Below are 24,280 nucleotides of genomic sequence, written 5' to 3'. Positions count from 1 at the left end.
CAACGATTGTGCATAACAATGTGGATAACTTATTGAGATATACCCACGTTATACCCAGGTTATCCACTTTTATGTCCACAATTGTGGAGAACTACACGCGTGTAATTTAGATGCATATCAATTAGTTTTAAATCAAGCAAAATGCGCATATTGCCAAAAGAGCTATAAGAGTTAGCAAAGAATAAACAGCAAAACGCTCATTAAAAGATGCTTTTTTAAGAAGCGGATTATTAACACCAAGCAAAGTAGACAGCACTATTCCCGTAACAAGGCCGCCAATATGTGCTTGCCAGGCAATATTTGGAACCAATAAAGGCATAGCAATAGTTAAACCAATCCAAATTAAAGTTCCATTAACGCTTTCGCCAAGTCGCCATTGTGCAACCAAAAGAGCGCCAATAAGTCCCATAATGGCTCCAGATGCTCCATAGGCGGCGAGTATCCAGTTTTCTGTAAGTTTGCAGTAAAGCAAAGTGGCAACGCATCCACCGAGTCCGCTAATAGCGTATAAGAAGAAGAATTTCCATCTTCCAAAGAATCTTTCAAGTTCTATTCCAAGCGAATATAGGCATAACATATTAAAAAGTATGTGCGTAAATCCTGGAGAATGCACAAACATAGATGTAAACCAAGTCCAACTTGCTTTTGTGATTAAAAATGGCGCAAAAGCTGTGTTTTCAATAAACAATTGATACGCGTTTGGCAAAAAAGTGTGAAGAATAATCTCAATAATCCATACAAACACGCAAATGTAGATAATTGAATACGTTGCGCTTTTGCAATTAGTCTTAAAGCGTTTAACAATATTATTTACATCAAAATTGTTCATAAAATAACATTATCTAATCGCATACACAAATAATCACAGTCTAATAATCACAATCTAAAATAAGGTAAAAAATTTTATACGACTTAATAGTAAAAATGTAGTAAAAAAATAGCAAAAAGATGCAAGTATTAAAAAAAATCACTATTATAGTGAATACACGAGTAAACTCGGTATAAAACGTTGACTTGGACGAGCAGGTCAGCTTAACGAAAGGAGCCATCATGGAGAACAGGTCCTCTGGCGGTTGGAAGTTCTTTGCACTGCTCTTTGGAGCACTGCTCGCAGGTATTGCAGCATTGTATGTGTACAAGCAGCATAATCCTGATTACGATCCATGGGAGCAGCCATGGGAGAACAGCTCTTCGCCAATTAATTTGGGTGTAGAAAAGGAAAATAAAGAAGAAGCTGAAGAAGCTAAACCAGTTGAAGCTTAGATAAAATAAACTTTTCTGCATTAAAACTTAAACATTATTAGGCAGCGTTTTGTGATTTTTGCAAGACGCTGCTTTTTATAATGCAAAACAAAATCGTAGATAGATAAGTATATAAACAAGTAGATAAACATGTAGATAAACAAAAGGCGATAATCAGCAAATGCCAATTATCGCCTTTTATTAAATCAAGCGTTAAACGCTTTTAAATACTCACTCGGCAGTTGGAAGAGCACCAGTGTGCCAAATGCGATCGAGGTAATCTTCGATAGAGCGATCAGAAGAGAAGTAACCAGAGTTGGCTACGTTCAAAACCGCCATGCGAGCCCACTTCATTGGGTCGCGGTAAGTTTCCTCAATCTGAGCCTGAATGTCCATGTAAGAGCTGAAGTCAGCCATTGCCATGAAGTAATCGTGGGTAAGCCAATCGTTAACGAGTGGCTCGTACACGCTCTTGTCGCCGTTAGAGAAGGTGCCATCGGCAACCATGTCTACAGCGGTCTTCAAACGAGGATCAGACTCGTAGTACTTGCGGGAGCCGCCGTGATCGTAGCCTTCAGCGTAGAGCTTCTCAACCTCATCAACGGTCATGCCGAAGAGGAAGAAGTTCTCAGCGCCAACGCGCTCGCGAATCTCAACGTTTGCGCCGTCGAGAGTACCAACGGTCAAAGCGCCGTTCAAAGCGAACTTCATGTTGCCAGTACCAGAGGCTTCCTTACCAGCCTGAGAAATCTGCTCGTCCAAATCGGTGGCAGGAATCAAGTTCATAGCAAGTTCAATGTTGTAGTTTGCTGGGAAGAACACAGCGAGCTTGCCCTTGCATGCTGGGTCGTTATTCACCACGCGAGCAACATTGTTGATGAGCTGAATGGTGAGCTTTGCCATTGCGTAACCTGGAGCGGACTTAGCGCCAAAGAACACGGTACGTGGGAGCATCTTGTCGACGTCGATTGTGCCGTTCTTAATTCCAGCGTACATGGAGATAACCTGGAGGATCTTCATGGACTGGCGCTTGTACTCGTGCAAACGCTTAACAATGGTGTTAAACATAGTGTCTGGGTTGATTTCAAAGCCATACTTGTGCTTTGCAAAATCGACGAAGGCAAGCTTGTTCTGCTTCTTAACTTCGGCGAACTTCTTAACGAATGCCTTGTCGTCAGCCAATGGCTTTAAGCCTTCAAGAAGCTCCAAATCACCCTGCCATGCGTCGGTGCCCAAGCCCTCAGTAATAAGAGCAGACATACGTGGGTTGCTCAAACGCACAAAGCGACGAGGAGTTACGCCGTTAGTAACGTTCTTGAACTTATCTGGGTAAACGCTGGAGAAGTCCTTTAAGGTAACATCCTTCAACAACTCAGAGTGAAGCTCGGCAACGCCGTTAACGTAAGAACCGCCGTAGGTAGCCAAGTAGGCCATACGAACTACAGCACCTTCGCCATTTTCGTCGGCGTCGGTAGCAATGCGCATGCGCTCAACCTGATCTTCGGAAACACCCTTGCTGCGAAGCTCGTTGCGGAACTGCTCGCTAATGCCCTGAATAATCTCAAGGTGGCGTGGCAAAAGTTCGCCAATAAGCTTGGCTGGCCAAACTTCCAAAGCTTCTGGAAGAAGCGTGTGGCAAGTGTAGTTAAAGGTCTTAGTTGTAATACCCCAAGCGGTGTTCCAATCGTAGCCGTACTCGTCCATAAGAACGCGCATAAGCTCTGGAATACCAATAACTGGGTGAGTATCGTTCAACTGGAAGTTGATCTTGCTTGGGAAGGTTGTAAGGTCTGGCTTATCTTGGCCTGGGTAGAACACGCGAATAGCGTCGTGAATAGAAGCAGCAACAAAGAAGTACTGCTGCTCAAGACGCAAAGCCTTGCCCTGTGGAGTGGAATCTTCTGGATAAAGAATCTTGGAGATATTTTCTGCTTCAACCTGTGGCTTAACAGCGTCCAAGTACTCGGACTTGTTAAAGGTGAGCAAATCGAATTCGTCGTAAGACTTAGCAGTCCACAAGCGAAGAGTGTTTACGCGACCAGAATTGTAGCCTGGGACCATGTAGTCAACTGGTACTGCACGAACAGCCCAATCTGGCTTCCATACGCGCTTGCCGTTTTCTTCAACAACCTTGCCGCCAAAGTTGACGCGCTGATCGCGACCATAGTCGATATGTCCCCATGGCTCTTCGTTGCTAAGCCAGTAATCAGGAGTTTCTACCTGCTTACCCTGCTCATCAAAGCGCTGCTTAAAAATACCATAACGATATTGGATGCCGTAGCCAAATGCTGGCACGCCAATAGAGGCGAGCGAGTCGATAAAGCAGGCTGCGAGACGACCCAAACCGCCGTTACCTAAACCTGGCTCATACTCAGCGTCGATAACATCTTTTGGCTCAAAACCAAGATTTGTAACAGCCTTGTTGAACTGATCGGTAAGACCAGCGTTAAGCAAAGCGTTTTCAAGCTGCTTGCCCATTAAGAACTCTGCGCTCAAATAGCCAACAGCCTTGGTTTTTCCGTTAATCATGTCATGCTGGGTCTGCATCCAAGAATCCATCAAATGGCGACGGACCGCGGTAGCAGCGGCAACATACACATCAGCCGTAGTGGCCTGTTCTGGGGTGACACCCTGGGTGTACTTCAGATGTTCTTGAAGTTCTTTGGCAAATGCCGCCGCAGTAGTCTTGGCTTTCGGCGCGACGTGTTTAGTCATATTTGACTCCTTGTGCCGTGAATAATATATTTACCTAAAATGTGCGAATAGCAACCCTTGATTATGTTGGTTGTAGCCGCGCCAAATTGCACTTAACAAGACGGTACGCGGCAATGCACACGTTTTCATTGTTGATGATAGCACAACCCCAAACCCTTATTAAGAATTATTCACAATATAACTTTTGTAAAACACTGTTAAAATCGCAGATAATAGTTAGATAATTCATGAGATAATTTAAGTATGTCTGTTATACGAGAAGCTGATATAAGTGGTGCTAAAAAATCGTTTGAAACGTGGGCAAATAGTGCAAAAGCTTATATAAAATCTGTAAAAGATAAAAAAGATTTATGCTGCGTAAATTCCAATGAGATTGGCGTTAGTTTAAACGATGAAGCAATGGCTGTTAGATATTCGCTTTATGTATTAGAGCAGATAGCGCCTGGTTGTGCTGTGGAAGTGAGAGTGGCTCCTTGGGGAGCTGTGAAAATTTTGGAAGGTCCGCATTCGGATCCGCATAATTTAACGCCACCAGACGTTATAGAACTTGACCCAGATGTTTGGCTGCGACTTTCTTGCGCAATAACAAAATGGGATTACGAGCAGCAAATTGGAAATATAAGCGCAGTTGGAGAGCGAGATAATTTAAGCAATCTGCTGCCCGAACTTACAAAAGTTCTTTTAGATAATTAAGTTAGATAATCAAGTTAAATAACAAGCTAAATAATCAAAACTACTTATCTTTATGCATAAAATTAGGCATAGGCATAGGAATGTGATGATGAATAGCGCCAGAATTACTAGACGATTTGTCTTTAGTGGCGGCCTGAGCGGCAGACTGAGCAGCCCACTCGGCGTAGTCGTCTAAATCGTCATCTCCACTCGAAACGGAATCATGCAAGCTGCCGGCATCATCATTACCAGCATTAGTGTTGATGTCTTTAGAATCATCTTCTACAGATAAACTTTCAGAATTATCTTGGTTATCTAGATAATCCTCGGTGTTATTGTAGTTATCAGATTCAAACGGATCGAAGGATCCTTGACCAGGCTCGTGAGTGTTAAGCTCTTTAGCAAGCTCGTCGTAATCCGTATCGGTCGTCAGGTATTTGAGCTTACGGGCAATTTTCTGTTGCTTTGCCTTCTGTCGTCCGCGGCCCATCTGACCCCCTCTAATTTACCAAAACAATCAATTCATCACACAAGAGCGTACCACTTTGCCGCAACAGAGTATATTGTCTGAGTGAACTTTTACCATAAAAGCCATATTTTAGGCGTAAAAATCGCAAGGAAAATTGCGTGTGTAAGGAGTTTAAAATGGAGCAAGAAGCACAGGTTACAGCTGCTGGAAATGAGATAAGCGCAAGCTTTATGGCAGCTCAAAAGCGTTCAGACGCAACGCTTGAGAAGCTAAAGGCAAATCCTAGCTCCTTTACAATGCTTACGGGAGATAGGCCAACAGGAAGGCTCCACCTGGGTCATTACTTTGGTTCGATTCGTGAGCGTGTCGCAATGCAAAATCTTGGCGTAAACACAAATGTGATTATTGCAGACTACCAGGTGATTACAGATAGAGACACTGTTGAACACGTAAAAGATAACGTGCTAAATCTTGTTCTTGATTACATGGCTGCTGGAATTGATCCTAAAAAAACAATGATTTTTACGCACTCCGCTGTGCCTGCAGAAAATCAGCTTATGCTGCCATTTTTGTCTTTAGTTACAGAAGCGGAATTGCATAGAAATCCTACTGTTAAAGCCGAAATGGAAGCTTCGGGTCACGCTTTAACAGGACTTTTGCTTACGTACCCAGTGCATCAGGCTTGCGATATTTTGTTCTGCAAAGCAAATGTTGTGCCAATTGGCAAAGATAATTTGCCACATATTGAGATTACGCGCACGATTGCTCGCAGGTTTAACGAGCGATATGCAAAGAAGAATCCTGTTTTCCCAGAGCCAGCTGCGATTCTTTCGGATACGCCAGAGATTCCAGGATTAGACGGGCGCAAGATGAGCAAGTCTTACGGAAACTCGATTATGCTGGGCGCAACCGCAGAAGAAACAGCAAAGTTGATTAAAAAAAGCCCAACCGATTCCGAGCGAACAATTACTTTTGACCCAGTGGCACGTCCGCAGGTTTCTGCACTTTTGACTACTGCGGGCTTGGTTACAGGCAGGGATCCAAAGGATATTGCTCAAGAAATCGGCGATGCGGGTGCAGGCGCGCTAAAGGCGTACGTTATTGAATCTGTAAACAACTTCCTTGCTCCACACCGCCAGCGTAGAGAAGAATTGGCCAAAGATATGGATTCAATCCGCGATATTTTGCACGACGGAAATGCGCGAGCTGCCGAGATTGCGCAGGAGACGCTTGAGCAAGTGCGCGAAGCGATGAATATGAAGTACTGATTAATTCTTGATTGATTGCATACAAATAAAACGCCCAGTAGTTGCTGGGCGTTTTAATTATTCTCTATATGACTAAATATCGTATAGCCTAAATATCGTATCGCCAGCTTTTATCTGTTATAACGCGCGCAACCGCAAGGCCTAATGGCAAGCAAATAATCACCATAAATGCGCGGAATGTCCAGTCTAAAGCGGGAAGCGTATTAAACTGACCAAGATAAAACATTGCGCGATACATGTAAAGTCCAGGAACCATAATCACAATAGATGGAACCGTAAGGCCAATGCGCGGGTAGCCCAAGTATTGCGGCGCCCAGCCTCTATGCACAATTGAGCGCCAAGCAGAAGCCAAAAGACCAGCAAGCAAAGCGCCAGTAAATGCTGCGATTTCTGCAGCAACACCAAAATCGGCCATTGTTAAGCGCAGAGTATCGGTAATTGCTCCGATTATTCCAGCAACAAAACACATTCGTTGAGGCGAATTAAACAGAACGGAGAATCCCCACACGCCTGCAAATGCTGTGATCATTCTAAGAACAGTATTAAGCCAAGGATTTAAGCCCAAAGGAGTAAAGCCTTGAGGATCTAGCTGAACAAGGCTTGCAACCATCCAGCCAGCAAGAGTGCCCATTAGAATAATCGCCATTGTGTAGCAAAGCCGCTGAATTCCAGAAGGAAAATCAATCTTAGCAATATCTAAGCCGCCTGTAATAAGCGGGAAGCCTGGAATCACAAACAAAACAGAACCAATATAAGCTGTATTGTGATACAAAGCAGAAGGGTCAAAGCAGCCAACAATGCGCAAAGAAGCGATGCAGCTTAAAGCGCCAACAGCAACGGCAATAAACGTTACAACAAATTGATTTAGATGATGCATAAACATGCGTCTTCTAACGTAGTGGCCGATTCCCGCGCCAATAAAAGCGCCAAGCATGTCGTAAGCGCCGCCGCCGAGCAAAAATGCGAAGGATGCGCATGCTACAGCAGAGGCAAGGCCGGCGAACCACGGCTTATAAAGAGGTTTGCGGTTTTTGATTAGGTCTAGACGGTCGTGAACTTGGCGAACGGTAAGCGGCGCGGAAGAATCGCCAGCGGGATTTTCGTTAAATGAAGCGGCGGAATTGTTTTTAAGCCCAGAATCTAAATTATTTTGGCTATTTTTGACATTTTGAACGTGAGAAAAATGTTCAACATATGTTTTTTCTGGCTGAAGTGCAAAAATTCCACGAGGTTTTTCTTTGCGAATCGCCTCTTGAATGGCCATTTTTTCTTCGATTTTTGCAGCGTGCTCCTCCGACTGCTTAGCGGCTTGAACAATAGCATTCTCGTTGCTGCCAGCTTGAAGAGTATCTACTAGCTCCTTAGAAACAGTGGCTTTTGAATGGTATAAGGAATCGTTTCCAAGCTTAACGTTAAACCAATCTGCAAAATGCTCAAGAAGCCAGATTCGCTCTGTGTTTACGCCAGTAGTAGGCAAATCAACAACTTCTGTAATGCGCTCGTGCCTATCTGTGCAAGTTGCTTCAATGTCGGTTAAATTAACGTCTGCACGAACGTTTACGCCCATAGGCTCGCCAACGCGGTGCATTAGCTCGCGAACGCGATAGCTTCCAGTGCCAGCGCCTAAGCCCAAAGCTCCAACGCGAATAATAATGCTGGATTTTGCGGCAATGCCAGCCTGTGTAACTGGTTTATCCCAATCGCGCTCAACGTCTTCCATGTCTAGCGGAATCGCGTGCGTTTGAAAGCGGCCAGAAGGCTTTCCAACAATATGGCCAGTCCGAAGTATTTTCGGCTCGTTACTATTGCTGCTATTACTACTGCCACTATCCGCGTTATTATCTTCTATGCTCACAATTTTTTAGTATACGCAGCACATTGTCTATAGAAAATTTATATAAAAAATCAGTCCTAAGGTCGGTTCACAATTATGTTGGAATCTCGCTGGAAACAAAGGCTGTGGGCTTGCAACTTTTGACCTAAATAACCGCGGAGGAGCCGCGGAAGTCAAACGACCAAGCAACCTTATGACTAGCACAAGGAGGTCTGATGACAACTCAAAATCAACAGGTAACTCCAGCAGACGCAACGATTGTAACGTCTGGTTTAGGGCGAAAAGGCCCAGAGGAGCGCGAACTGCCAGCATCGCTTAAGCAAGACATGGATTTGTGCTTGCACATTCTGCGCGATGTTTTGGGCGAATTTGATGAAAAATTATTAACCGTATTTGACGAAGTGCGCTTAAATGCTGTAAATGCAAGCGCTGCCCACTTTGCGCAAATGCTGGATGCTCAAGAAGAGGAAGACAACGGCCTAAGCAAGGCTGTAGAAAAAATCAATGGCATGGATTTGCCAGATATGCAGCTTTTAGCTCGTGCCTTTGCTACATACTTCCATCTTGCAAACCTTTGCGAAGAAAACTACAGGGTTTCTGTGCTGCATCAGCGTGAATGCGATGTTGAGGACTCCAACCCAGTGGACCCTGTAAACGAGTTAACTTGCGCATATCATAAGTTGCTTACAGAAATGAGCCCTGCGCAGGCTAAGGAATTGCTTGCAAAGCTTGAGTTCCACCCAGTTTTTACTGCGCATCCAACCGAAGCTAGGCGCAAGGCTGTAGCTGGTAAAATCCGCAGAATATCGCAGCTTTTAAGCAAACACAACACTTTAGGCGGATCGGATAAGCGCGAAAATTATCGTATGCTATACAACGAGATTGACGCATTGCTGCGTACGTCTCCAATCGCACTTAAAAAGCCAACTCCTGTTGAAGAAGCAGACACGATTCTAGACATTTTTGACGCCACTTTATTCAACACAATTCCGCTGGTTTACCGCCGATTTGACGATTGGCTGCTAGGCAAGAAGGCAGGCTTGGTGCCACCGCGTTGCCCAGCATTCTTCCACCCAGGAAGCTGGATTGGTTCCGATAGAGACGGAAATCCAAACGTTACAGCAAAGGTGAGTAGGCAGGTTGCTCGAAAGTTTAGCGACCACGTTCTTGCTGCTCTAGAAGCGCGTACGCGTGAAGTTGGAAAATGCTTAACAATGGAAACGCGTACAACTCCTCCAAGCGTTGAGCTTTTGGAGCTTTGGAATCGCCAGCGAGAAATGAGCGAGCAGCTAACCGAAAACGCTTCCGACGTTTCAAACAGCGAACCGCATAGAGCCGTTATGCTTGTTATGGCAGATCGTTTGCACAGAACGATTAGCCGAGATACAGACATAATGTATCATTCTTGCGAAGATTTTATTGAAGACTTGCACATTGTGCAGAGGTCGCTTGCGGCTGCTGGCGATTCGCGCGCAGCTTATGGTCCGCTTCAAGATCTTATTTGGCAGGCACAAACATTTGGCTTCCACATGGTGGAAATGGAGTTCCGCCAGCATTCGCTCGTGCATTCGCGCGCTTTGGAAGATATTCGCGAACACGGTTTGCACGGGGAGCGTGGCCCGCTTCAGCCAATGACCCGCGAGGTTCTAGACACATTCCGCGCGCTTGGAGCTATTCAAAAGCGCAACGGTATGCGTGCAGCTCGCCGATACATTATCTCGTTTGCAAAGTCTGCTCAGCATGTTCGCGATGTGTTTGAGCTTAATCGCCTTGCGTTTGCTCACCCACAGGATGCGCCAACAATCGACGTAATCCCGCTTTTTGAGCAGTTGGAAGATTTGCAAAACTCGGTTAATGTTCTGGAAGAAATCATTAAGATTCCAGAAGTTCAGGCGCGACTAAAGGCCACTGGCCGCAAAATGGAAGTTATGCTTGGCTACTCCGATTCTTCCAAAGACGCTGGCCCTACATCTGCAACACTTGCTTTGCACTCCGCTCAAGAGCGTATTGCTCAGTGGGCTAAAAAGCACGATATTGACCTAACGCTGTTCCATGGCCGCGGAGGCGCTGTTGGACGAGGCGGAGGCCCTGCAAACCGTGCTGTTTTGGCTCAGCCAGTTGGGTCGGTAAATTGCCGATTTAAGCTTACTGAGCAGGGCGAGGTGATTTTTGCTCGCTACGGAAACCCAATTTTGGCGATTCGTCACTTGGAATCCGTGGCTGCGGCAACTTTGCTTCAGTCGGCTCCAAGCGTTGAAAAAACAAACACAGAGATGACGCATAAGTATGCGGATATGGCTCAAAAGCTTGATGTTGCAGCGCATAATCGATTCATTGATTTGCTGCAAACCAACGACTTTACACCGTGGTTCTCAACCGTTACACCGCTTAGTGAGATTGGTTTGCTCCCAATTGGTTCACGCCCTGCAAAGCGAGGCCTTGGCGCAAAGTCTTTGGATGATTTGCGTACAATCCCATGGGTGTTCTCTTGGGCGCAAGCTCGAATCAATTTGGCAGCGTGGTACGGCTTGGGTACGGCCTGCGAAGAGTTTGGCGACTTGCAAACTTTGCGCAAAGCGTACGAAGAATGGCCACTTTTCAGCACTTTTATTGACAACATTGAGATGTCTTTGGCAAAAACAGATGAGCGCATTGCTCGCATGTATCTAAGCCTTGGAGATCGCGAAGATTTGAGCAATAAAGTGCTTTCCGAGATGCAGCTTACTCGCAAGTGGGTTTTGCAAATTGTTGGCGACAAGTGGCCTCTGCAGCACCGACATGTGCTTGGCCAGGCGATTCGCGTGCGTTCGCCGTACGTGGATGCGCTTTCTGTGATTCAGTCGCTTGCGCTCCACAAGCTGCGCAATAAGGTAGATAAAGAAGAGCTTAGCGAAAGTCAGCAAGCAGAGTTTATTTACTTGATTCTTTGCACAGTTTCTGGTGTTGCTGCAGGCTTGCAAAACACTGGATGATTTTAATAAATTACTGAATCAAGAAGGCTCTCGTATTTGCTAATTGCAATACGGGAGCTTTTTTGATAATAGGCTTATATTCTTAAACAAAATTCTTATTTACTACGAAAGATACAATATATTCTGAGTCAAAAATTTTACACTTTAAGCAACTGAAAATATTGCCAATGCCAGTGTAGGAGGTAATAATGCAAGAAGAAGTCAGCGAAGATTTTGCTAATGAAGATTCAGTTTTAGCTACATCGGTATTAAACGCAATGCTTGCAGGGAATCGCAAATTTGCAGACGGCAATTCAGAGCATGCAGGCGTAAATTCAGAATCGCGCATGAAACTTATTGACGGTCAGTATCCTGGAGCTGTTGTGCTTTCGTGTGCAGATTCGCGAGTTGCTCCAGAATTTATATTTGACGCTGGTTTGGGCGATATTTTTTCTGTTCGCACAGCTGGAGAAGTGTTGGATGATGCCGTAATAGCTTCGCTAGAATACGCTGTAAGTGATTTGGGAGTAAAAGTGTTGGTTGTGCTTGGGCATGAGCATTGCGGCGCCGTACAGGCTGTTTTGCCGAACGTGCAAAAGCTGGTTGCTGAATACGGCGAAGATAAAACAAGCGAAATAATTGAGTCGAGCGAGTCAATATTGCTGCGTTCTTTAGGGCCTGCTGCGCTCGCAGGTGTTGAGGAAAATTTAGATACAGATGATATTGAACGTATTCACGTGTCTAATATTTTGGCTGAAATTTGCGAAAAATCACAAATAATTCGCGAAGCTGTTTTCAAAGACGCTTTGATGCTTGTTGGAGCAAGGTATCGAATGAGTGACGGCTTGGTGGAAGTGTTGTCATGCTAAAAACAGAAACCGAAGCAAAAACAACGAGCCAAGTAGAAAAAGCGAGTAAAGCAAGTAAAGCAAAACAAGCAAATTCTGCAAACTATCTTTTTTTGATTGCAGGAGTGCCTTTTGCAGCTCTTATTATTGCCATGGCCCCTGCGTTGCAAGCGCGCAACCCGTGGCTGCCTGTAAATACCATTATTAGGGGCGTTTGCGGCTTACTTTTGCAAGCTGTTCCTTTTACGCTAATTGGCGTTCTTGTTTCTGCTGCTGTAGAAACGTGGGTTACGGAAGATTTTATTGAAAAACATGCGCCAAAATCCACTGCTAACGGCTTTTTGGCTGCGATTCTTGCAGGTGTGTGCGTTCCTGTTTGCGATTGCGTTGTTGTTCCAACTTTTTCTCGTCTTGTTGCTAGAAAGCTGCCTTTGCCTTGTGCTGTAACGTTTTTATGCGCTGTGCCTGTAGTAAATCCTGTTTCTATTTGGGCAACTTGGTATGCTTTTGCAGATGTTCCAGCAGTTGCTGTAACTCGAGTGGCTTTGGGTGTTGGAGTGGCTCTTTTAGTTGGCGTTAGCTTTGTGATTTTTCCTGTAAAGTCGCAAGTTTTAAGGCAGAATGTATTGGAAAAAGTTCGCGCGGATTGTGTGGATTGTGCAGCTTATGGCGGTTGTAATAAGTTACAAAGTGGCAATTCTTCGTATAAAAATTCTTCCAGCTTTAAGTCTGATATTAAAAATAGTTTGAAAACTTACGCACATCACATTTACTCAGATTTTATGCGACTAATGCCAATAATTTTGTTTGGAACAATAGTAGCTTCGATTATTCGAGTTTGGCTTGGTGCAGATCCTGCGTCAAAAGTTAACACAACAACTGTTTTTGTTGCGATTCCAGCAATGATGCTAATAGCGTACGCAAGTTCACTTTGCTCCAGTTCCGACGCTGTAATCGCTCGCTCTTTGGCTTCTTCTCTTCCAATGAGTTCGGTAATTGTTTTTCTACTTTTTGGGCCAATGCTAGACATAAAAAACACGCTTATGCTTGTTGAAGATTGCAAAACTAAGTTTGTTTTGCGCTTAATTGCAACGATTGTTGTGTTCTGTTTGCTTGCGGCGCTTGTTGTTCATTTTGCGTGGGGAGTAATGCTGTGAGTAATGCCGTGAGTAATGCCGTGATTGATACAAATTCTACAAATTCCGCAAATTCCGCAAAATTGTTTAAAAAAATAACAGTTGCAAGCGTTTTGCAGGCATTTTTTATTTTTTGCCTTGCTGCCGCTTTAATGCACAGCGCTTTAAGCGGATCTTACGCAATTTTGACTACGCCTCGCGCGTTTGCGTACCTTATTTTTGCTGCGATTTTGCTTTTTGCTCTGGGAATTTGCTCGCTTTTTGGCGTTTTTTCTGTATGTGCAAAAGATTCCAAAAAAATATTGGTTTCAATCGCAGTGCCAATGCTTATTATTTTAATTCCGTTGCAAATGGCACAGTCATCACTAGGCGGCGGTTCTTTAAAATCCGCAGGTTTTGATGAATATGCATCTGGTCGCGCAATACCAATCGCGTCTAATCATAAAAATAATAAAAAAATTTTAAGAGGATTAGATGAGGCGAATAAAAAAATAGTTGTTTTGGACGACGATTTTGGCAATTGGTACAACGAAATTGACCATAATTTTGATAAATACAAAGATTATACGATTGTTGTAAAAGGGTTTATAAGCCGCGAAGCCACGCTTTCTAAAAATCAGGTTCGCATATCTAGGCAGTTTATGTCTTGCTGCATTTTAGACATGAGTCCGTTTGGCTTTGTTGCACAAATGCCCAATAATCTGCAGTTTTCGCAGCATCAGTGGGTTGTTGTTAAGGCAAAAATAACGCTTGGTAAAGTTGGGCTAAAGGGCTATTTAAGCGATGGAATTGTTCTTAAGGTTCAGTCAGCCAAGATTTTGCATAAAGCGCCATCTGGGTATTTTTATCGAAGTTGATTGCTTGTATTGCTTTATTTGCGCATATTATCTGCATATTAGCAACATTGCTTTTACATGCACTTTTTATATGCGCTAAATTCAACTAAGATAGCAAGTATGTCGTTGGGTTTTAACATTGCACTCATTGTTGTGTTCCTTCTGTTTGGCTCCGTGTTTGCCGCCACCGAACTTGCGCTGGTTAATTTGCGAACATCGCAGCTAGATAGAATGGAAGCGCAGGATGCGCGAGGAGCGCGCGTAGCAAAAATCGCCCGCGATCCAAACACTTTTCTTTCCACTCTTCAAATCGGAGTTACGCTTTCGGGTTTTCTTTCGGCATCTTTTGGTGAATCCGCAATAGCGCCTCATGTTGTGCCATTAGTAAAATCTTGGGGAGTTCCAAATCACGTAGCAGGCCCGCTTACCACTATTGTTTTAACGCTTATAATATCGTATTTTTCAATCGTAATTTCTGAGCTTGTTCCAAAAAGAATCGCAATGCAGCGCTCGGAGCAAATCGCAAGAGCGGTTGTTCCTGCAGTAGATGTATTCTCTAAAATATGCAAGCCTCTAATATGGCTAATTGCTAAGAATACCAACGGTTTTGTACGTCTTCTTGGGTTTGATCCAAACGAAAAAGAAAGCGAAGTTTCCGACGAAGAGTTGCGCGTTTTGGTTAACTCAAATAAAAAACTTAGCCAAGATGAGCGAACGATTTTAGACGATGTTTTCGACGCTTCCGAAACGATTGTTGCCGAAGTTATGCGCCCTCGTGCAGACGTTGAGTTTTTAGATGGCTCATTAAGCTTAGAAGATGCTGCTGCAAAGATTCGCGATCTTCCGTATTCTAGATACCCAGTAACGGGCAAGGATTTTGACGACGTTATTGGATTTGTGCATGTTCGCGATTTGCTAGACGTTAAAGATCCAGATGCAAAAATTGTTGCGGATGTTACTCGAGAAGGAATAAGTCTTCCTGGAACTTCTAAACTGCTTCCAAGCCTAGAGCTGCTTAGAAAACGCGGAATACATCTTGCTGTTGTTATTGACGAGTATGGCGGCACAGATGGCATTGTAACGCTTGAAGACATGACCGAGGAATTGGTTGGAGATATTCGAGACGAGTACGATTTGCCAGATGAGTCTGATTTAAGCCGAGATAGCAAGTCTACGGCGTTTGTAAACGGAGTGGCCACTGTTGACGGTGGAATGACGATTGAAGACTTTGCAGACGTTACTGGAATTGAGTTGGAAGATGGACCTTACGAAACCGTTGCAGGGTATTTTCTTGCCCGCACGGGTTCAATGGGCAAAGTTGGCGCTGTTTTGCACGATGCGGATGGCTACGATATGACCGTTACAGAGGTAGATGGCCGCAGAATTGCTACGATTGAAGTTAGAAAAACAGAGCAGAGCGAAGATTTGAATAAAAATTGAACAAATGGAGGATATTATGGCTTTGATGCATATTGTGCCAGGTCTAGATGAAGCTGCAAGCGAGAAAGCTATTGCGATTTTACAGAATCGTTTAAGCCATGAGCAAGAAGCTGCTTTAGTCTTAAAGCATGCGCACTGGAATGTTACTGGCCCAGATTTTATTGCAGTTCACGAAATGCTTGACCCGCAGGTTGCAGAAGTTTTAGCTCAAGCCGATGAAACAGCTGAGCGAATTGCAACGCTTGGAGGATCTCCTCTTGGTCGCGCGGACGATGTTGTTGCATCTCGCACATGGAAGCGTTTTGCTCTTAGTGGTAGAAAGTCTACTAAAGAGTATTTGCAGGCCTTGATTGAGTATTACAACGATATGATTGCGGACGATAGAAATGCCATTGCACAGCTTGATAATCTTGATGTTGTTAGCTCAAACATTATTCAAGACCATGTTCAGCAGCTTGAAAAGTTCCAGTGGTTTATGCGTAGCCATTTAGAATAATTTTGTAGAGTAATTTTGTAGAGTAATTTTGCGACACGCTTAGATTTGCTATTTGACATTTTCTGCGTCTGTGCTAATCTAACTACTTGTATGTTTTCAACATACAAGTTGGGCCCGTAGCTCAGGTGGTTAGAGCGCATCCCTGATAAGGATGAGGTCGGAGGTTCAAGTCCTCCCGGGCCCACGAAATTGAACATCTTGTTCATTTTCTCCAATGGGGCTATGGCGCAGCTGGTAGCGCATCTGCTTTGCAAGCAGAGGGTCAGGAGTTCGAGTCTCCTTAGCTCCACAAACAGGGTTTCTAGCCAATCGCTAGAAGCCTTTTTTGTACAATCGCTCTGTATAACGTTTGCCATGCGTGCTTGCCTCGCTGCTCGTTTCCAGATTTGCGCTGTTTGTTGGCTTTGCGTTCGCCTTGTTATATGAGAACGCTTCTCATCAATGGTTGTTGTTAATATATTCATTAACAAATAAACATAAGTATCTTTACGCCGTGTATTGAGTTTGCTGTTATAAATAGCTGCTCAGTGGGTTAACAAGGCGTGAAATCGTGTGTTAGCAGCGTTTATCGCAGTTAGCCTGATCAGCGTAAGGAAAGTGTATGCGTAAACTTTTAGCGTATTGCCGTCGTGCTCCTCAATTAGTAATAGTTTTAGTTTTGTTTCCGTTTATTGCGGAGTTTTATTCTAGAAATCTGACTTTTATACTCGATTTTTGCAAAGCTATAAGCAAGACGTTTACTTTCTTATTTTCGTTAATAAACGTTGATTTTAATGTGCAAATAAGCCTTACAATCGGGCAAAGTATAATAACATGTTTAGTTTTATACACATGTGTTAAGTCGCTTTTAAGTATGATTGATGATTTAATGCATGGCACGCTTGGAATTGACTTGCTTGCGTTTGTTGCATTGCTTGCAACGCTTTGTATAGGCGAATTTTGGGCAAGTTATTTGATTGTTGTAATGGTGTTTACAGGCGGAGCAATCGAAGACTTTGCGCAAGATGCAGCGCAGAAAAATCTCTCTCTTTTAGTAAACGCATCTCCTCAAACCGCACATTTAATGACACTTCCTGGAATAGTGTGCGGTGAATCTTGTGAGCAATGTGCGCTTCTTGATCATAGTCATTTTAGAAAAGTCAGCGATGAATCTTCGCTAGACGTATCGCAGGAATATTCTCAAGATTTTGCAAATTGTGAATCGTGTAAAAAATGCCACAATAATTCTAAAGAATGCCCAATATTGCAAGTTGCAAAGTCTTCTAGCCAATTGCAAAGATACAAAACCGTTCCAGTGGAAGATTTAAAAATCGGCAACGTTATAGTTGTTCTTCCAGGAGAAACGGTTCCTGTAGACGGTGAGCTTTTAAGCGGTTCTGCTGTTTTAGACACAAGCGCAATAAATGGCGAGTCGCTTCCGCGCGAGGTGTTTGCTGGCGCGCAAGTGTTGTCTGGATGCGTAAATGGCGGTGTTGTGTTGATTATGCGCGTAACTAAGTTATCGCAAAATTCGCAATATCAAAAAATTATGAAGTTGGTGGAATCTGCAAGAAGTTCCAAGGCGGCTGTAGTTAGATTTGCAGATATGCTTTCCGTTCCTTTTACGGTGATTTCTTTTGTGATTGCTGGAGTCGCTTGGGCCGCATCTGGTCAGGCTTTAAGATTTGCGCAAGTTTTGGTACTTGCTACGCCTTGCCCGCTTTTGATTGCGGTGCCAGTGGCGTTTATGGCAGGAACAGGAAGACTTGCAAAGCTTGGGATTGTTGTAAAAAGTCAGGATGTTTTAGAGCAGCTAAGCCGAGTAACCCACGTATTTTTCGATAAAACAGGAACGCTTACAGTTAAGCGGCCTCAGGTTATTAGAGTGGATTTGGCGGACTGTAAAGATGACGTAGAGCAGGGGAGCCAGGGGAATCAAGTAAATCAGGGGAATCAAGTAAATCAGGAAAATCAAGAAAAGCGCGATTTGCAAAATAGAATCCTAATGTTTGCAGGCGTTTTGGAAACCTACTCGCAGCACATTCTTGCAGGAGGAATTGCAAAAGCGGGCGCGGATCTTTGGCAAAACACGCATCCATCCGCTGTTCCGCAACTTCCAAGCGTGCGCGAATATCCAGTTATAAGCGGTGTTAAAGAAACTGCTGGCCAAGGAATATGCGGTGTTGTGGATGGCGTAAACGTTAGAGTTGGGCGAAAAAGCTACGTTTTGAATGCGCCAGCTGGCAATCCCGAAGGAAAGTCGCAGGCTTTTGAAGAACTTGCTGCCGACGAAATGGCCACATATGTTTCTTTTGATGGCAAACTTGTTGGGCGCATTGTTCTAAAAGATGTTCCGCGCGAAAACGCAAAATTGACGATCCAAAAGTTAAAGGAGCTTGGTGTTCGTTCAATAAGCATGCTCACGGGAGACTGCTTGCAGGCTGCTCAAACAATAGCAAAAAGCGTTGGAATTGAGCGTGTGTATGCCAATTTGCTGCCGCAAGGCAAGTTGGAACATGTAAAAAAGCATTACAAGAGTGAGTTTGCTAATAAGAGTGATTTTGCTAATAAAAATAAGCAAAATCAGTGCGTAACAATGATGGTTGGGGACGGCGTAAACGATGCTCCTGTTTTGGCTGCAGCAAGCATTGGCGTGGCTTTGACGGATGGCACCGATACGGCAGCTTCGGAGTGCGCGCAAGTTGTGGTTATGAACAACAACATTTATGCAGTAGCAAACGCTGTTAGTGTTGCAAAGCATACTAAACGCGTTATGGTTCAGGCGGTTATGCTAGGAATTGGTTTGGCTGTTATAAGCATGATTGCAGCGGCTTTTGGGCTGATTCCTGCGGTTCTTGGAGCCATGATGCAAGAGATGATTGACGTTGTTTCAATTCTTTGGGCGCTAACAGCGTTGAAAGGCAAGCGTGCGTAAGTGACAATATTCACTTTGGTCTTTTCTTGAATGAGTCAAGGCGCTAGTCTAAATAGTGGAGCATTCAAAGAGGCGATTATTTAAATCTTCAAAAAGATTGGGCTTAGGGATGCTTGAAACACTAAAAATGTAATGTTTTAAATAACAACATTTGAATACACATTTGAATAACGCATGGGAAAATTTATGGAAACAAATTACAATGCGGATTCGCCCGAATTGCGAATCGCAGTTATTGGTGCGGGGCCTGCAGGAATTTACTCGTCCGACATTTTTTTGCGTCAGCTTAAAAAACTAGGCGACGATATGGGCTTGGGTACGGCCGCTAGAATCGATTTATTTGAAAAGCTGCCAGTGCCATTTGGCCTGGTTCGATACGGAGTTGCTCCAGACCATCCGAGTATAAAATTCATTGCAGATGCTTTGGCTAAAACGCTTGATAATCCAGATATTCACCTGTATGCAAACGTTGAATTTGGCAAGGATATTACGCTGGAAGATTTGCTTCCACGCTACGACGCAATTTTGTTTGCCACGGGTGCCATAGAAGATAAGCCGCTTAACATTCCAGGCGCCTCGCTGCGTGGCGTGTATGGAGCTGCAAAGTTTGTGGAATGGTACGACGGATACCCTACCGCTGAGCGCGAGTGGCCGCTTGATGCAAGCGAAGTGGCTGTTATTGGCGGCGGAAACGTGGCAATGGATGTTGCGCGTGAGCTTTTGCGAGACGCGGATTATCTTAGAGAGCACACAGATATCTCTGACAATGTTTACAACGGTTTGCGTAAAAATCGCGCACAAACATTGCACTTGTTTATTCGCCGAGGAGTTGCCCAAGCTAAGTTTTCGGTACAAGAATTGCGCGAGATGGAAAAGCTTTCTGGCGTGCAAATAGTTGTAAACGAGAACGATTTTGACTTGGACGACGAAACTATTGATGTTGCTGGAAAAGACAAGCTGACTCGCCAAATGGTAGAAGAGCTTTTTGCTATACGCGATTTAAGCGAAGATATGCAAGACGGCGGAAACGTTGACTTTGAAGGCAATCCTGCAAATAAGCGTTACGTTATTCACTTTAACGCAAATCCAGTTGAGATTTTAGGCAAAGACGGTCAGGTTGTTGCAATTCGCGTAGAGCGCACTGTTACAAGCGCAGATGGCAAAATGGCCTGCACGGGCGAGTTTGAAGAATACCCAGTTCAGGCGGTTTATCACGCGATTGGATATAAGCCTGCGCAAGTTAGCGGCGTTGCTTACGATTCTTCTAACGCACTTCTTGCAAACAGCGATGGTAGGATTTTAACTTCGGCGCAAAATGGGGTTGTTTGCCCACGATTGTACGCAACTGGTTGGGCTAAGCGAGGGCCAGTCGGGTTGATTGGCTCTACAAAGTCGGACGCTTTGCAAATCGTTGAAAATATGCTGGAAGACTTAGCAAAAAGCTCGGCCAAAGAATATGAAACCGCACTTCCTGCACTTCCCGGCAGATTGGCAACAGATAGAGATCCTAAGTCTATTGAAAATCTTCTTGCATCTAGAGGAGTCAAAGTGGTTGATTTTGAAGGATGGAAGAGAATCGACGCATTTGAGATTGAATTAGGACTAGCGGAAAATCGCGCTCGCAAAAAAGTTGTATCTAAACAAATGCTTATGGATATAGCGGAAGTTAAACAATAGCTTATATTGAGTGAGCGCATCGATTAGTAAACATTGATTAGTAAACGTTGGTTAGTGGCCATTAAACTGTAGCAAAATTGCTCCAAATTGCGCAGAAAATGGCCACTTTTCAACATTTATTCACCTGCTTTAAGCGTGTTAAATCATAAACATACTAAATATACAGTTTTCATTCAGCAAAATTACAGTTGCGATTATTAAAATCAAAAATATGTTTGGCAATATAAAGATGCGCTATTGCAACAACTTGAAAACATTAGCTTTGTTTTCGTTAATATGGCTGTTTGTTGCTTTAATGTGGATTGTTGCTGGGTCGCGCCTATCAATGTTGATTTGGTTTGCAATCGTTGCAACAGTCTTAAGCGTGTGTGCCTATTGGCTTTCTGGAAAATTAGCGATTCGTATTATTGGCGCTAGCGAAGTCAGCGAGAATGATGAGCCTGTTTTATACGGTATTGTTCGCGAGATTTCCGCGCAAATCGAAAAGCCTATGCCTCATCTTTATGTTGCTCCAACAGATAGTCCAAATATTTTTGCGATTGGTAGAAGCGAGCGTCACGCAACTATTTGCTGCACTCGTGGGCTTTTAAACATTTTAAACGAACGTGAATTACGCGGCGTGGTAAGCCACGAGCTGATTCACGTTTATAACCACGATATTTTGAATTCCACGGTTGCTAGCGCGATTGCAACGATTTTTACATACACCGGGTATACGCTTATGTATTCAGGCGCTAAGTGTGCAAAATCAGCTAAAACGCGCTGCCCAGCTCTAAGGATTGTGGGCAAGGCTTTAAGTGCCATTTTTGCGCCCGTTGGTTCTCTTTTTGTTGATATTGCAATTTCTAGCGCGCGTGAGCTGGACGCAGATCGAAGTGCAGGAATGCTTACTGGCGATCCTGCGGCTTTAGCTTCCGCATTAAACAAGATTGCCTACGGTGCCAAGCTGCATGAAATGGATTTGCATTCGGGAGTGCAAGCTATTGCTTCCCTTATGATTGTAAATCCGTTTGCAAACTACGATTCTAAGCTTTTAAAGCTGTTTTCTAGGCAGCCTGCTGTTAAGGAGAGAGTCGATTGCCTAACGCTTATGGCTAAGGGGCAAGACGTTATACAAGAGGATGTTGTACAAGAAGTGATGCGTAAATCTACGCAAGGCAAGGCTGAGCGTGCAGATGAGAGCATTGAGTTAGATGGAAACAATGTGTTTCGCTTTCAGTACGGCAGAGAGTATGGCAAGGAATACAACAGAGAATACAGCAGAGAATACAGCAAAGGCGTTTCGGGCAGAGTTGTAGCAGTTAGCGGAGCGTGATATTCTTAGATGGTTTGCTTTTTAGATTGATTCTTTGGCATTTATTTGCTTGTTTGTAGGCGGATTGTTGGGCAGGATTAATCGCGGAGCAACCGAGCATGCGGACATAGTTCATCGGTAGAATGGAAGCTTCCCAAGCTTCAGAGGCGGGTTCGATTCCCGTTGTCCGCTCCATGTAGAAAACGTTGATATATCAACGTTTATGGCTTGTTTTTATGTCTTAAAAGTACGCTAAATGTGAAAATAATGTGTAAAATTCTGTGATTTTTTTTTTAATATTGACACGAAAATCTTAGTTAAATTAAAATCGTATTAAATCCGCTATGGCAGAGGATTTGATTGGTTGTTATTTGATTGGTTAGGAGGTTTTTATGTTAGATATGTTGTTTGCACTTGTTGCTGTTGTATCAATGTTAATAGGCTTGGTTCTATCTGTAATGCTTTGGGTTAAAAGCAGCAAATCAGCTAAAGAGTTGTATAAAGACGCGTACTCATATGCAATTGTTGATGTTGTATTAGGCGTATTGTCTTGGGCAACTTATGCTGCGACTATCAATTCCGTAGATGTTGATGTGCGTGAGTTTTACACAAATTATTTCGCTGCGCCATTGATTGTTCTTGCTGTTCTTGTTGTAAGTATTGCCGCTATAACTTTTGCTAAGTCTAGAAAAATCGCATAAATCGTATTTTTTGTACATTGCGTGTACAAAAAATTGTACATCGGATGTACAAAAAATACGTTTTTGTGTATACTTGTCTTCATGAGCGCATATTTTCCTAGACCAATTGCTGATTCCCTCCTTCAATCAAAACGAAAAGTCGTGATTCTTGAAGGCGCAAGGGCTGTGGGAAAAACTATGATGTCAAAGCGTCAGCTTGTGTCTAAAGGATTCTCATACGTGAGCCTTGCGGATGAAAATACATTTGCGCTCGCATCAACAGATTTATATGGTTGGCTAAAAAATCTTAGTACTCCAGTTGTTATTGACGAAGCGCAAAGACTGCCAAATTTGCCTCTTGCAATAAAAGAAATAGTTGATAATTCAACGGAAAACAATCTTCAATATGTTTTAACAGGGAGTGCACTTATAAATCGCAATGGACTAGATGGTCAAGATCCTCTTGCTAGACGCGCTCAGCACTTTACAATGAGTCCTTTTACTCAGTGTGAAATTACTCAAAATGTTGGGAATATTGTAGATAGTCTTATAGAAAGTAATCCGAATCTTAAATATGAAAAAGAAATAAGCAGAGAAGAAGTATATAAAATGATGGCTGCTGGCGGGTTTCCAGAATATCAGCAATCATATGATTCTTACGAGGCTTGGGAGCAAGAAAAGCTTGTTTCAAACGATATTCTTGCAGTGTTGGGAGATACCATTCTTCCAGGAGAACGATTAGACAGAAGCATGGCTGTTGGCATACTTAATAAGTTGCTATGTGCTCCTGGCGGGATTCTTAATACGAGTTCAATAGGTCAAGATCTTGCTTTAGATAGGCGAACCATTGAGCGTTACGTTAGCGTATTCTTGCGTAGATTCTTAATAAATGCGCTCCCGAATATAAAAACTGCGCCCAATCGCCAGACTTTCACTAGAGCCAAAATACATCCGGTTGATACGTCTTTAAGCATTCAAACAATGATTAGTAAGGGTCATAATCCTTTGGAAGATCCCGTTATGTATGGGAATCTGTTAGAAAGTTTTGTTGTAAATCAGATTATGCCTGCTGTGCAATGGTCTAAAACGCATCCAGATTGCTTCTACTGGCGTGAAACTGGTAGCAGTCCTAAAGAAGTTGATCTTGTGCTAAGCTTCCGTGGAAATCTGGTTGGCGTGGAAGTAAAAAGCTCTAGCATGGTGAATCGTGACGATTTTAAGGGGCTTGTAGCTCTTTCGCAAAAATCTGAATTTAAGCGCGGATATGTTGTTTATATGGGTCAAAAAATTATGCAGTGGGCGGATAATTTGTGGGCAATACCGTTAAGCGCGCTGTGGGAATGCAATGCATTCTAGCGCTCCGAATTGCCTTCTCACTTTGCTCAAATTCGTTACAAATGTCTCAGCGGCGAGACATTTGTAACGTTTTTTGGCTGATTTTCGTTATATTTGTCTCAGACGTGAGACATTTGTAACGTTTTTGGCCAAAATTCGTTATATTTGCATCATACCCGAGACAAATATAACGCAAGCGAAGACGTGAGCGCGGCTAATCTGCGCGAGCGACATTCCTGCTTTTGTTTCCCAAATCGACCCAAAAGGGAACAAATGCGGGATAATCGACGATTTCGAGCTGCACAACGCTTGTATTGCAATGTGTGATGTGTGATGTGTGATGTGTGATGCGCGATTTTTTACACAGTTTTTGCCTATAATCTTCTTATCTGTTGGTATATTTTGCAAAAATATGCTATATTTCTAAAAAAATGTGAATATTTTTGTGAAAATTTATCAAAAAAGCGTTAATA

Annotated in this window: 18 protein-coding genes and 3 tRNA genes; 17 read left to right on the top strand and 4 right to left on the bottom strand. The window is 43.5% G+C overall.

Translation table 11 applies throughout. The annotated features are described in order from the left end of the window. Nucleotides 1-127: 127 nt before the first annotated feature. On the bottom strand, nt 128-829 hold the full coding sequence (locus tag ACZ0NX_RS04635; protein ID WP_060786987.1) for a rhomboid family intramembrane serine protease: 702 nt from the start codon (nt 827-829) through the stop codon (nt 128-130). Nucleotides 830-1,050: 221 nt separating this feature from the next. Here ACZ0NX_RS04635 and ACZ0NX_RS04630 point away from each other — a divergent pair, with 221 nt between their 5' ends. Further along, nucleotides 1,051-1,263, top strand: a complete 213-nt coding sequence (locus ACZ0NX_RS04630; RefSeq protein ID WP_060786986.1) for a hypothetical protein — start codon at nt 1,051-1,053, stop codon at nt 1,261-1,263. Nucleotides 1,264-1,473: 210 nt separating this feature from the next. On the opposite strand, the gene ACZ0NX_RS04625 is transcribed toward ACZ0NX_RS04630, so the two are convergent. Beyond that, nucleotides 1,474-3,957: a glycogen/starch/alpha-glucan phosphorylase gene (locus ACZ0NX_RS04625; protein WP_415688640.1), complete on the bottom strand. Its 2,484-nt coding sequence runs from the start codon at nt 3,955-3,957 to the stop codon at nt 1,474-1,476. Nucleotides 3,958-4,200: 243 nt separating this feature from the next. Here ACZ0NX_RS04625 and ACZ0NX_RS04620 point away from each other — a divergent pair, with 243 nt between their 5' ends. Beyond that, the gene (locus ACZ0NX_RS04620; RefSeq protein ID WP_060786984.1) at nt 4,201-4,650 is read left to right on the top strand and encodes a sterol carrier family protein; all 450 of its coding nucleotides are present in this window, start codon (nt 4,201-4,203) and stop codon (nt 4,648-4,650) included. Nucleotides 4,651-4,690: 40 nt separating this feature from the next. Here the strand turns inward: ACZ0NX_RS04620 and ACZ0NX_RS04615 are convergent, their stop codons facing one another. Then, on the bottom strand, nt 4,691-5,119 hold the full coding sequence (locus ACZ0NX_RS04615; RefSeq protein WP_060786983.1) for a DUF3073 domain-containing protein: 429 nt from the start codon (nt 5,117-5,119) through the stop codon (nt 4,691-4,693). Between the two features lie 155 nt (nt 5,120-5,274). Between ACZ0NX_RS04615 and trpS the strand changes: the two genes are divergently transcribed. Next, nucleotides 5,275-6,366 carry a tryptophan--tRNA ligase gene (gene trpS, locus ACZ0NX_RS04610; RefSeq protein ID WP_060786982.1) on the top strand — a complete coding sequence of 364 codons (1,092 nt, stop codon included), beginning with the start codon at nt 5,275-5,277 and terminating at the stop codon, nt 6,364-6,366. A gap of 88 nt (nt 6,367-6,454) precedes the next feature. Here the strand turns inward: trpS and ACZ0NX_RS04605 are convergent, their stop codons facing one another. Next, complete coding sequence (locus ACZ0NX_RS04605) at nt 6,455-8,221, bottom strand: threonine/serine exporter family protein (protein WP_060786981.1); 1,767 nt, start codon at nt 8,219-8,221, stop codon at nt 6,455-6,457. Nucleotides 8,222-8,415: 194 nt separating this feature from the next. Here ACZ0NX_RS04605 and ACZ0NX_RS04600 point away from each other — a divergent pair, with 194 nt between their 5' ends. The 14 genes from ACZ0NX_RS04600 (at nt 8,416) to ACZ0NX_RS04535 (ending at nt 23,828) form a co-directional block, all read left to right on the top strand. Then, on the top strand, nt 8,416-11,172 hold the full coding sequence (locus ACZ0NX_RS04600; RefSeq protein ID WP_415688644.1) for a phosphoenolpyruvate carboxylase: 2,757 nt from the start codon (nt 8,416-8,418) through the stop codon (nt 11,170-11,172). Nucleotides 11,173-11,360: 188 nt separating this feature from the next. Next, complete coding sequence (locus ACZ0NX_RS04595) at nt 11,361-12,020, top strand: carbonic anhydrase (protein ID WP_464405809.1); 660 nt, start codon at nt 11,361-11,363, stop codon at nt 12,018-12,020. Next, nucleotides 12,014-13,156, top strand: a complete 1,143-nt coding sequence (locus tag ACZ0NX_RS04590) for a permease (protein ID WP_464405806.1) — start codon at nt 12,014-12,016, stop codon at nt 13,154-13,156. Before ACZ0NX_RS04595 ends, ACZ0NX_RS04590 begins: the two co-directional genes overlap by 7 nt. A 20-nt stretch (nt 13,157-13,176) precedes the next feature. Beyond that, a complete protein-coding gene (locus ACZ0NX_RS04585) occupies nt 13,177-13,992 on the top strand; it encodes a TIGR03943 family putative permease subunit (protein ID WP_464405977.1) in 816 nt (271 codons plus the stop codon). A 99-nt stretch (nt 13,993-14,091) separates the two neighbouring features. Further along, a complete protein-coding gene (locus tag ACZ0NX_RS04580; RefSeq protein WP_060786977.1) occupies nt 14,092-15,411 on the top strand; it encodes a hemolysin family protein in 1,320 nt (439 codons plus the stop codon). A gap of 16 nt (nt 15,412-15,427) precedes the next feature. Continuing rightward, the gene (locus tag ACZ0NX_RS04575; protein ID WP_464405803.1) at nt 15,428-15,907 is read left to right on the top strand and encodes a Dps family protein; all 480 of its coding nucleotides are present in this window, start codon (nt 15,428-15,430) and stop codon (nt 15,905-15,907) included. A 110-nt stretch (nt 15,908-16,017) separates the two neighbouring features. After that, nucleotides 16,018-16,091, top strand: a tRNA-Ile gene (locus ACZ0NX_RS04570). 32 nt (nt 16,092-16,123) lie between these two features. Continuing rightward, nucleotides 16,124-16,196: transfer RNA gene (locus ACZ0NX_RS04565), tRNA-Ala, on the top strand. A gap of 312 nt (nt 16,197-16,508) precedes the next feature. Then, nucleotides 16,509-18,821 (top strand): heavy metal translocating P-type ATPase, encoded by a 2,313-nt coding sequence (locus ACZ0NX_RS04560; protein ID WP_464405801.1) that lies wholly within the window; start codon nt 16,509-16,511, stop codon nt 18,819-18,821. Nucleotides 18,822-19,007: 186 nt separating this feature from the next. Further along, complete coding sequence (locus ACZ0NX_RS04555; protein ID WP_464405798.1) at nt 19,008-20,498, top strand: FAD-dependent oxidoreductase; 1,491 nt, start codon at nt 19,008-19,010, stop codon at nt 20,496-20,498. Between the two features lie 211 nt (nt 20,499-20,709). After that, complete coding sequence (locus tag ACZ0NX_RS04550; protein ID WP_464405796.1) at nt 20,710-21,813, top strand: M48 family metalloprotease; 1,104 nt, start codon at nt 20,710-20,712, stop codon at nt 21,811-21,813. 100 nt (nt 21,814-21,913) lie between these two features. Then, a tRNA-Gly gene (locus tag ACZ0NX_RS04545) sits at nt 21,914-21,987 on the top strand. A gap of 197 nt (nt 21,988-22,184) precedes the next feature. Next, nucleotides 22,185-22,493 (top strand): peptidase A8, encoded by a 309-nt coding sequence (locus ACZ0NX_RS04540; protein ID WP_464405794.1) that lies wholly within the window; start codon nt 22,185-22,187, stop codon nt 22,491-22,493. A gap of 81 nt (nt 22,494-22,574) precedes the next feature. Next, the gene (locus ACZ0NX_RS04535) at nt 22,575-23,828 is read left to right on the top strand and encodes an ATP-binding protein (protein ID WP_464405792.1); all 1,254 of its coding nucleotides are present in this window, start codon (nt 22,575-22,577) and stop codon (nt 23,826-23,828) included. Nucleotides 23,829-24,280 lie beyond the last annotated feature (452 nt).

Source organism: Gardnerella rara (assembly GCF_055452355.1).
This window is presented reverse-complemented; position numbering and strand designations above follow the sequence as displayed.